The 8,642-nt window shown below is 67.0% G+C and carries 7 protein-coding genes and 1 pseudogene; 5 read left to right on the top strand and 3 right to left on the bottom strand.

Features of this window, described 5'->3' with window-relative positions; genetic code table 11:
• Nucleotides 1–55 precede the first annotated feature (55 nt).
• The 3 genes from AC08ON_RS12980 to AC08ON_RS12990 all read left to right on the top strand — a co-directional run bounded on the left by AC08ON_RS12980 (nt 56) and on the right by AC08ON_RS12990 (nt 3,616).
• A complete protein-coding gene (locus AC08ON_RS12980; protein WP_476607811.1) occupies nt 56–2,011 on the top strand; it encodes a recombinase family protein in 1,956 nt (651 codons plus the stop codon).
• 31 nt (nt 2,012–2,042) lie between these two features.
• Nucleotides 2,043–2,228, top strand: coding sequence for a hypothetical protein (locus AC08ON_RS12985; RefSeq protein WP_476607804.1), 186 nt, complete (start codon nt 2,043–2,045; stop codon nt 2,226–2,228).
• 219 nt (nt 2,229–2,447) lie between these two features.
• A protein-coding gene (locus AC08ON_RS12990; RefSeq protein WP_476617059.1) for an IS3 family transposase occupies nt 2,448–3,616 on the top strand; the annotation gives its coding sequence in 2 pieces (ribosomal slippage) (nt 2,448–2,706 and nt 2,706–3,616; 1,170 coding nt in all).
• Between the two features lie 1,156 nt (nt 3,617–4,772).
• On the opposite strand, the gene AC08ON_RS12995 is transcribed toward AC08ON_RS12990, so the two are convergent.
• The gene (locus AC08ON_RS12995; RefSeq protein WP_476607807.1) at nt 4,773–5,447 is read right to left on the bottom strand and encodes a 2'-5' RNA ligase family protein; all 675 of its coding nucleotides are present in this window, start codon (nt 5,445–5,447) and stop codon (nt 4,773–4,775) included.
• Between the two features lie 11 nt (nt 5,448–5,458).
• Nucleotides 5,459–6,730, bottom strand: coding sequence for a helix-turn-helix domain-containing protein (locus tag AC08ON_RS13000; protein WP_476607808.1), 1,272 nt, complete (start codon nt 6,728–6,730; stop codon nt 5,459–5,461).
• Nucleotides 6,731–7,293: 563 nt separating this feature from the next.
• Between AC08ON_RS13000 and AC08ON_RS13005 the strand changes: the two genes are divergently transcribed.
• Nucleotides 7,294–7,716 carry a hypothetical protein gene (locus AC08ON_RS13005; RefSeq protein WP_476607809.1) on the top strand — a complete coding sequence of 141 codons (423 nt, stop codon included), beginning with the start codon at nt 7,294–7,296 and terminating at the stop codon, nt 7,714–7,716.
• A 45-nt stretch (nt 7,717–7,761) separates the two neighbouring features.
• On the opposite strand, the gene AC08ON_RS13010 is transcribed toward AC08ON_RS13005, so the two are convergent.
• The gene (locus tag AC08ON_RS13010; RefSeq protein WP_476607810.1) at nt 7,762–8,190 is read right to left on the bottom strand and encodes a helix-turn-helix domain-containing protein; all 429 of its coding nucleotides are present in this window, start codon (nt 8,188–8,190) and stop codon (nt 7,762–7,764) included.
• A 223-nt stretch (nt 8,191–8,413) separates the two neighbouring features.
• Here AC08ON_RS13010 and AC08ON_RS13015 point away from each other — a divergent pair.
• Nucleotides 8,414–8,488 (top strand): annotated as a pseudogene (locus AC08ON_RS13015) (plasmid replication, integration and excision activator); the annotation flags it as partial.
• Nucleotides 8,489–8,642: the final 154 nt, after the last annotated feature.

The raw sequence follows: 8,642 nt of genomic DNA on the forward strand, positions 1-8,642 counted from the left end.
GTACTCACCCAGCTACACACTCGCCGCTTGATCTCACCTGGGGAGAACTGCACCCATCGCCTACTACCGCGTCTCATCTTCCGGGAAGGTCAATACCGACTACGACCCGGAAGGCATCTCGCTGCCGGCTCAGCGGGTGGCCTGTAAGCAGCGCGCCCGAGAGCTGGGTGTCGTCCTGGTGGACGAGTACATCGACCCGGGGAAGAGCGGCAAGACGATCGACCAGCGGCCGGCCTTCCAGGAGATGATCGCCCGCATCAAGGCCGACCGGCACATCAAGCACGTCTTCGTCTACGCCCTGTCGCGGTTCGCGCGGAACCGCTACGACGATGCGATCATGATGATGACGCTCGAACGGCTTGGCGTGCAGCTCCACTCGGCCACCGAGAAGAACCTCGACACCACGCCAGCCGGCCAGGCGATGCACGGCATGATCGCCGTCTTCAACGAGTACCAGGTGCGGGTTAGCGGCGAAGACATCAAGTACAAGATGGGCCAGAAGGCCAAGAAGGGCGGCACGCTGGGCGTGGCACCCTTGGGCTACCTCAACGTCCGCGAGCAGTTCGAGGGCCGCGAGGTACGCACGGTGATGCTTTATCAGGAGCGCGCGCCGTTCGTGGTCATGGCCTTCGAGCTGTACGCCACGGGCAAGTTCAACTTCCACACCCTCCGGGACGCCCTGACGGAGGCCGGCTTCAGGACTCGACCCACGAAGCAGTGGGCGAGTCGCCCGATCTCGATCAACAAGATTGGCGAGATGCTGCGTGACCGCTACTACCTCGGCTACGTCCGGTACGACGGCGAGGAGTACGAGGGGCGGCACGAGCCGCTGATCTCCCAGGAGCTCTTCGACCGGGTACAGCGGGTGCTGTACGCCGAGCGGCGGGCCGGCACGCGGCACCGGACTCATGATCATTATCTGAAGGGTCTGGTCTGGTGCGACCGCTGCCGGCGGCGGCTGATCATCATGCCTGGCAAGAGCAAGAGCGGCGTCCGGTACTTCTACTACATCTGCCAGGGCCGGCTCGATCACCAGTGCGACTTGCCGTACATGGCCGTCAGCAAGGTCGAACAGGCCATCGAGGACTACTACGTCAACGTTCAGCTGTCCGCCGACTTCCGGGCGACGGTCCAGGCCCACCTCGACGAGACGATGGCGAGCACCTCGGACGCCAGCCGCCGCCTGCGGGTCCGGTACGAACGGCAGCTCAAGGAGCTGGACGTCCGGGAGGACGGTCTCCTGGACCTCGTGGGCGATCCCGACTGGCCCAAAGAGAAGCTGACAGCCAAGATCCGCGCCGTACGTGAGGAGCGCACCCGGCTGGAAGATCGGCTGGCCGAGAGTGACCGACCGCTGGACGCCGGACATGAAGTGCTGGTCACCGTGCTCCGGCTGCTCGAAGATCCGCAGACGCTGTACCGGCGCGCGGGTGTCCGTACCCGCAAGGTCCTCAACATGGCGATCTTCACCAAGCTGCACGTCGATGTGGTGGGCGAGCCGGTGGTGACCTCGGATGACCTCAAGGAGCCGTTTGCGGCCACGGTCTCGGCGCACCGCGCCTGGAGTCTCACCGAAGCCGTGGACGGCGTGCTGGCCGATCGGGAGCGCCAGGTTGCCCCGGCACGACAAAGCGGCGCTCCCCAGGGGGATGACGCCGCTCTCGATGATCTTTCTGACCGTGCCCTCTTGATCACCGCTCTTTCGGGCGGGTGTTCAAGTAACGGGGTTCTGGTGCGGGAGGGGGGACTTGAACTCCGCCCCGGTGGCGTCCGTGGTCGTCCGCTGACGTCCGTCGGGTGCCGTGACCTGCGGCGGGACGGTGGCGGCGGTGTCGGTGCGGGTCGGGTGGTGCCGGCTCGTCCGGGTGCGTCCGTGACCAGACTCGTGACCATCGTTGGTGCACGGGGTCGGCCTGGTCCTGGTCGGGCGCGTGGTCCGCCGGGATGCCGGTGGTGCGTCGGTGCAGTGCGGGACCGGGGGAAGAGGGAAGCTCCGCACCCGGTCCCTTGACCAGACCCATCCGGTAGAAGGGGCCTGACCCATGACCATCGTTGCAGCAGCGCACGGGGAGTACGAAGTCGAGGTGCCGCTGGGCACCACCGTCGCCGAGATCGTCCGGACCCTGAGGGCGGTTCCGGCAGACGCCACCCTCGTCGAGCATTTCGGCGACGTAGATCTTGTCGCGGTCTTCCACGGCGTCCAGGCGTCGGCCGAGCCGGTGACCTGACCGTCCTATCGGTTCCGAGCGGCTCCGTGTCTCCATCCGAGTGCGGGGCCGCTCGGCACTGGAAGCTCACTGCACGACGGGTGACCACAGACAGTCTCGCTGCTGGCAAGTCGGACGGGACGGGCTGTCACGGCGACTGGCGCTGTCTATCGGCTGAAGTTGGCCCGATCCTGTTCACACCTGGGCTCTTTGGGATAATGACCCCAGGGAGGAGTGCAGGTGCCGAGATCAAAACCGCTGTACACGGAGGAGTTCCGCCAGCAGATGGTGGATCTTGTTCGAGCTGGACGGCTGCCCGAGGAACTCGCGAAGGAATACGGCCCGTCGGGGCAGTCGATCCGTAACTGGGTACGGGAAGCCTCCCGCGAGGACGACGCCCGAGCGGACGAGATCACCACCGCCGAACGCGAAGAGCTGAACCGTCTCCGGAAGGAGAACCGGCAGCTCCGCGAGGAACGCGACATCCTCCGCAAGGCCACGATTTTCTTCGCGACGGAGACCGGTCAGAAATGAAGTTCGCTCTGATCGATGCGGAGAAAACACACCATGCTGTCTCCGTTCTGGCCCGCGTGCTCGGTGTGTCACGCGAGGGCTACTACGCCTGGCGTCGCCGCGGTGGACAGTCCGCCCGCACCGCGGCCGACCAGACCCTGACCACGAAGATCACCGCGGTGCATGCCGCGTCGCGACAGACCTACGGCTCCCCTCGCGTGCACGCCGACCTGGCCGCCGCCGGCGTGCGGACCAGCCGCAAGCTGGTCGCGCGACTCATGAAACAGGCTGGCCTACAAGGGGTCCACCGCCGTCGCAGGGTCAGCCTGACCCGCCGGGACCGGGCCGCGCACCTCCCACCCGACCTGGTCAACCGCGACTTCACCGCCCCAGCCCCGAACAAGGTCTGGACCGCCGACGTCACCTACATCCCGACCGACCAGGGCTGGCTCTACCTGGCGGTCGTCCTCGACCTGTACGCCCGACGGATCGTGGGCTGGTCCATGTCCGCCGAGCGGAAAACACCCCTCGTCGCCGACGCCCTCACCATGGCGCTACGCCACCGCCGGCCCGCGTCCGGCGTCATCCACCACTCCGACCAGGGAAGCCAATACACGTCTCGGGAATTTGCGAAGATCTGCAAGAAGCACCAGGTCCGACGCTCCGTCGGATCCTCCGGCGATTGCTACGATAATGCGGTCGCCGAATCGTTCTTCGCCACCCTCGAATGCGAACTCCTCGACCGCACCACCTTCACCACCCACGACCAGGCCCGCGCCGCCATCTTCGACTTCATCGAAGGCTTCTACAACCGGCGACGCCGCCACTCCACCAACGGATACCTCAGCCCCCACGAGCACGAAACCCGATTCCAGGAGTACGATAAGGTCGCATAACCGTTCAAAGCCCTACTTGTGAACGAAACCGGGGCAGCTTCAGGCCGCTCACTGGCGTGCCCTCTGCTCGTTCTCCCGCCGCCTGGCGTGCGCGACGGTGGGGATCCAAACCGGCTCCTCGTCGCCCCGATCTGAGCTCAACCACTCACCAGGAGGGCCACAACGGCGGCGAGAGCAGAGACCACGCTCGACAGGGCGGCAAGGGTCGCGACGCTGACGGACGGTGATATCCAGAGGCCACGGTTGAGCTCACGCCACGCGTGTGGCACGACGGTCATCCGTACTCTCTGCCACTTGTGCTGTCGGAGGCTACAGCCCATCAGCAGCCCCGATGAGTTGTTGCGGCACAACCTCTGGTCACGGGTCACTGCCCCACACCAGACCGGCACTTGGAACAGGAAGTAGACCGCAGCCGCGACGGAGAACATGATCACGACTATGGCTCCGCCTACACCTGTCACCCAAAAGGCCACTACGGCAAGCAAGACCAGGTACCCCCAGTAACGAGACAATAGGCGCATGAGTCGGACAGTAGCAGGATCATTGCTGTCTGATCTAAGAATTTATCCACCCGAATGGCTTGTTGCGCTTAGTTATCACCGCTTTCCCCTTCACTGCCCTGCGTTCGGCTGTTCGGACGCCAAAGGGGCAGGTAAACGGGCAGCCGGGCCGAGCCGATCGCTTGCTCTCGCAGCAGCGATCCACGCGATCATGTCCCGCCCTCATCCGCCGGCTTGCGGGAGCCTCTCGGGTAAAGATCGTTTCGCAGGGTGGCCACAGAAGGTCTCGCCGCTCGCAGGGCGGACGGGTCGGGCTGTCCGCTGCAACTGGCTCTGTCTCCCGGCCGTTCGCTGGCGTGCCCCCTGCTTGCTTTTCTGCCCCCTGGCGTGCGCGATGGCGGGATATCGGCCAGATCATCGCTCCATGGCTGGATTACTCGGGCTGGAACCGCAGTGTTCATCTCCAGGTGTTCGGGGATCGCCTTCGCGGTGCGGGCTGCCGACGCACCGGCGAGCACGGCCGCCCACGGCCGCGCGCAGCCGTCGTGCGGCGGCGGTCCGCACCGCGACTCTTGATCCTAAAACGACGGATTCGGCAACGGCACGGTACGCACGCGGTACGCCTCGGCTTGCTCACGGTGTCCCCTGGACGACGCTCAGCCGGTGAAGTCGACGTGGTGGCGGATGTCCCAGCGGTAGGCGTGTCCGTCCCGGCGGAGTTCGAGGAGATCGACGCTGGTGACCGGCAGGCTGATCGGGGGTTGCTGGCGTAGCTCGGTCAGGCAGCGGATGACCTCGTCCGCGGGCGGGTCCGCGTTGCAGTAGGTGACGCTGATATGCGGCTTGAACATGGCGGGTTCGTCCGGAACTGCGTCCGGGCCGAGGATCTGGCCGACGGCAGCGCGTAGGCGCTCCCGTAGGTCGGCGACTGGCTGCCATGGCGCGGTGCGCAGGAAGGTGCCCCCAGTGTATGCGGCGATCGGTCCGACCGTCAGGGTGAACGGGTCGATGTCCACGCACAGTTCGTCCGCGGCCTTCCCGAGAGCGTCGACCTCGTCGGCAGGCATCTCGTCGGCGAACGCGACTCCCTGCACGGTGAGGTGCAGGCCGTCGACGGGCACCGGGTCGAGGTAGTCCAGGTCGGCGAGCTCGCGCTGAAAGCCGGCGACGTAGTCGGTGAGGGCCTGGTCGTGGAAGACGAGGTACCAGGTCAGGTAGTGCCGGTCGGGGCGCCATCCTGGACGCCACCACCAGTGGTCGGCCATCCGTTCGGCGTGGCGGAACGATTCCCAGTCGTCGGCGTCGGCCTGCTGCTCAGGGGTGAGGGGCACGGGCACAGAGGTTATGCGGTGAGTGTCCGCCACACTTTCACCGAGTCCGCGACCTTCGCGATCTCCGGGAGCGTCCGCCACTGGGCGGCGCTGGTCAGGAAGTCCTTCGCCCGGCGGGCGACCACCTCGGACCGTAGATCCGCCCCGACGGTCAGCGCCTCGCTGACGAGTGCCCCGGCTCGGTCGGGCTCGGGGGACGGTCCGGCGAGGTAGGTCATGCTCGCGTCAACGAGGGTCAGTGCGTGGCTGGCGGTGGAGCCGGCGGCGGCGAAGATGGGGATGGCCTGGTCGGTGAACTCGCGGGCGCGTTCGTGGGCTCCGGCGGCCAGGTAGGCGGAGGCGGCGTTGCCGGCTATGCGGGACTCGGTGAACGGGTCGAAGGACAGGAAGTAGCCGACCGGGTCGGCGTCCTCGATCTTCGCGTGGGCGGTGAGCGCCCGGCTCACGGCTTCATCGACCCCGGCGGTGTCACCGAGCTTGCCCAGGGTCCGGGCCTCGCCGCTGATTGCCAACCGGATGGAGGCGGGGCCGCCGCGGGCGTATCGCTGCCCGTCGCGGGCAAGGTCGAGGGCTTCGCGGTACCGGCCGCCGTAGTAGGCGATGAAGCTCTGCGTCCCGCGAACCCAGGCCGCAAGGTCGTTGTGTCCGGCGGCCTTGGCGAGGCTCATCGCCTCGTTGCAGTAGGCGCGGGCCACCAGCTCGTTGCCGAGGTCGAACGCCAGATAGCCGAGAAGCCCGGAGAGCTTCCCGCCGATCAGATACAGGTGCCGGCGCTGCGAGGGGTGCTGATGCCCGGCCATGAGCTCGGCAACCCATCGGCGCTGCTTAAGCGCGACCGGGTAGACGGTGGCGGCGTTGCTGGTCTCGTACCGGCGGCCGACAACCTCGATGCTCGTCTCCGCCTGTTCCAGGGAGGCATCGTTGACGTTGGAGGCCGCGAACTGCTGCATGCGCTGGGTGACTTCTTCGAGTTCCTCGTCGATCGCCCACGCTGCTCCGACGGCAAGGATCGTCCGGCGGTCCGGTCCGGCCGGGGTCGCCTCGATCGTCGTTGCGGGCTCTGCGGGGGCCAGGCCGAGGCGTTCGCGGGGGATGTCGAGTCCCTCGGCGAACTTCTCGTACGTCTCGATGCTGGTGACGTGGCGCTTCCCGTTGAGGATGAGGCTGATCGTCGGCTGCTGCACACCGGTCATGATCGAGATTTGTGACTGGGATGCGCCGGTCCACCGCCGGTAGATCGTCAGGACGGTCTTCATGTCGCGTTCGGCGAGAGCGGCGGCCATGTCGCGCCGGTCCCAGAGGCCGGGCGGGGCGACGGGGAGAGGGCGGGGGCGGTGTCCCGGCATGGCAGTGGCCTCCGTCGGACGAGTCTGATCCGTGGCGATGTGCGCACCGTCAGCCAGTGTATCCACTCACGGTATTCAGCCTCGTATCTATTCCGAACTGTAGATCGGCGTCAGCGTACGTCGGGGCGTCCCGGACCCTGCTCCGATCACAGCCGACGTGGTGGGTGGGGAGGGCCGTCCTGGTAACGACTCGACGGGAAGGACACCATGACGTCAACGGGCGAGATCGTGAGGGAGCGGGGGGACGGTGAGAGCGCTCTGCTGTTCGGGGCGGTGCGCTTCGAGTCCGGTGGAAGTGGTCTGATCCGTGAGACTGTGGTTGCCTTCCGGTCGGCGGCCGATGCCGACCGATATGCGACCGAGCACGGGTGGGCGGAGCATCAGGTGTGTCCGCTTCGGTTCCTGGTCGACGGTTTGCCGTCTGGCACTGGGTGGATGGTGCCTGGTGGAACGTTGGAGCGCTTGCCTGCGCGACCGCGGGAACTGCGGTGAACCCCTCGGTGACCGAGACGGAGAAGGGCCGCGGTGGCATCGCGAGGCCGGCAGTGGTGAAGGTGCCATGGGGGCCCGGGGAATGGGCGCTCGCGGTACAACCCGGATCGGGCGTCGCGGACCTCCTCCGCGCGCTCGGGGAGCTGCCTGGGGAAGTGGAGTTCGCTGCCGCTTTCGGGGATGTTGACGTGGTTCTCGTCTACCGGCTGCCGGGGGACCTGCCGACCCGCCGCCACCTGCTGACCCTGCACGGCTCGGTGCTCGACATCCCGGACGCCGCGCCGGACCGGTCGCGGTGGATGACCTCCGGCGAACGGCAGGCGTTCCGCGCGGGCTACGACGAAGCCCTCACCACCGTGCGCCTGTTCGTCAGCCGGCTCGCGGGCGCCACTGACCAGGACCTTCCCCCGGGAGGAACACCGTCCGGTTGACGAATGACCTGTGTCTCGGCCGATGGGCCGGACTCGATAGCGGAGCTACGCCGTTGTCGGATCCGGCCCATCGCTGTTTTCGGCCGGCCGGTCCTGGTCCAGGGCGTCACGGACCGCGGTGGGGACCCGCAGGTGGGCGCCGATGTCGGCCATGCGGCGCTCGATCCGCAGCAGGACATCGAGGATCTGCCGGTCTATCGGCGGTGCCGGGGACGTGACCACGGTGGGCGGGGCTCCAAGTAGCACCACAAGCAGATGGTCATCTGCCCACCCGAGCGCGCGGGAGATGGCAACGAGGGTGCTGTCCTGGGCTCGGCGGCGGCTCGTCCCGCGCTGTAGCTCGCGCAGGGTAGCCACCGACACCCCGGACGTGGTGGCGAGCGCCTGCTGAGTGATCCGCTGTTCCCGCATGCGAGCGTTGATCGCCTGGCCGACCGCGGGCCAGTCCTCGCCTGTCGCAGTGTCGCGCAGCATCGTGGCCGACCCCTTCCCCGTTGTTTGTCGCCCGTCAAACAATAGTGGCTGGCGAGTGCGGTCCGGAAGGCTCCCGCAACGCTGAGCGCATTTCTATGTCGGCACGTTATATCGAGCCGTATATGCGCTTGGCGAGCGCTCGGCGAGCGGCGCATTGTGGGTGCTGCCCGACAGCGGCCGGACTACCGGCCACGGGGGCGACTCTAACGGAGGCTGATCGTCGATGGCGGTTCCCACGCGTATTCCGGTGCGTTTCGAGGACGTCTTTCCTGCCGGCGCGTTCGTGCTTGGGGTGGAGGCAGGGCTGCGCGAAGGTCGCGTGGTGTGACGGCCTGTTGCGTTAAGTGGCTATGAATTGGAGTGCCCGGCGGCGGTCTCCGGCGATGTGTTCGAGGGTTTCCTTGACTTTTCGGACTCCGCGGAGGCGGAGGAGGTTCAGGGCAAGGTTGCGG

Source organism: Frankia sp. CoWAU3 (assembly GCF_977971855.1).

Coding starts and splice junctions, on each gene's coding strand:
- AC08ON_RS13000 (WP_476607808.1), bottom strand. CDS start 6,730: ATGGCCGCCGCTCTCGCCGAACGCGACATGAAGACCGTCCTGACGATC.
- AC08ON_RS13010 (WP_476607810.1), bottom strand. CDS start 8,190: ATGCTGCGCGACACTGCGACAGGCGAGGACTGGCCCGCGGTCGGCCAG.
- AC08ON_RS12985 (WP_476607804.1), top strand. CDS start 2,043: ATGACCATCGTTGCAGCAGCGCACGGGGAGTACGAAGTCGAGGTGCCG.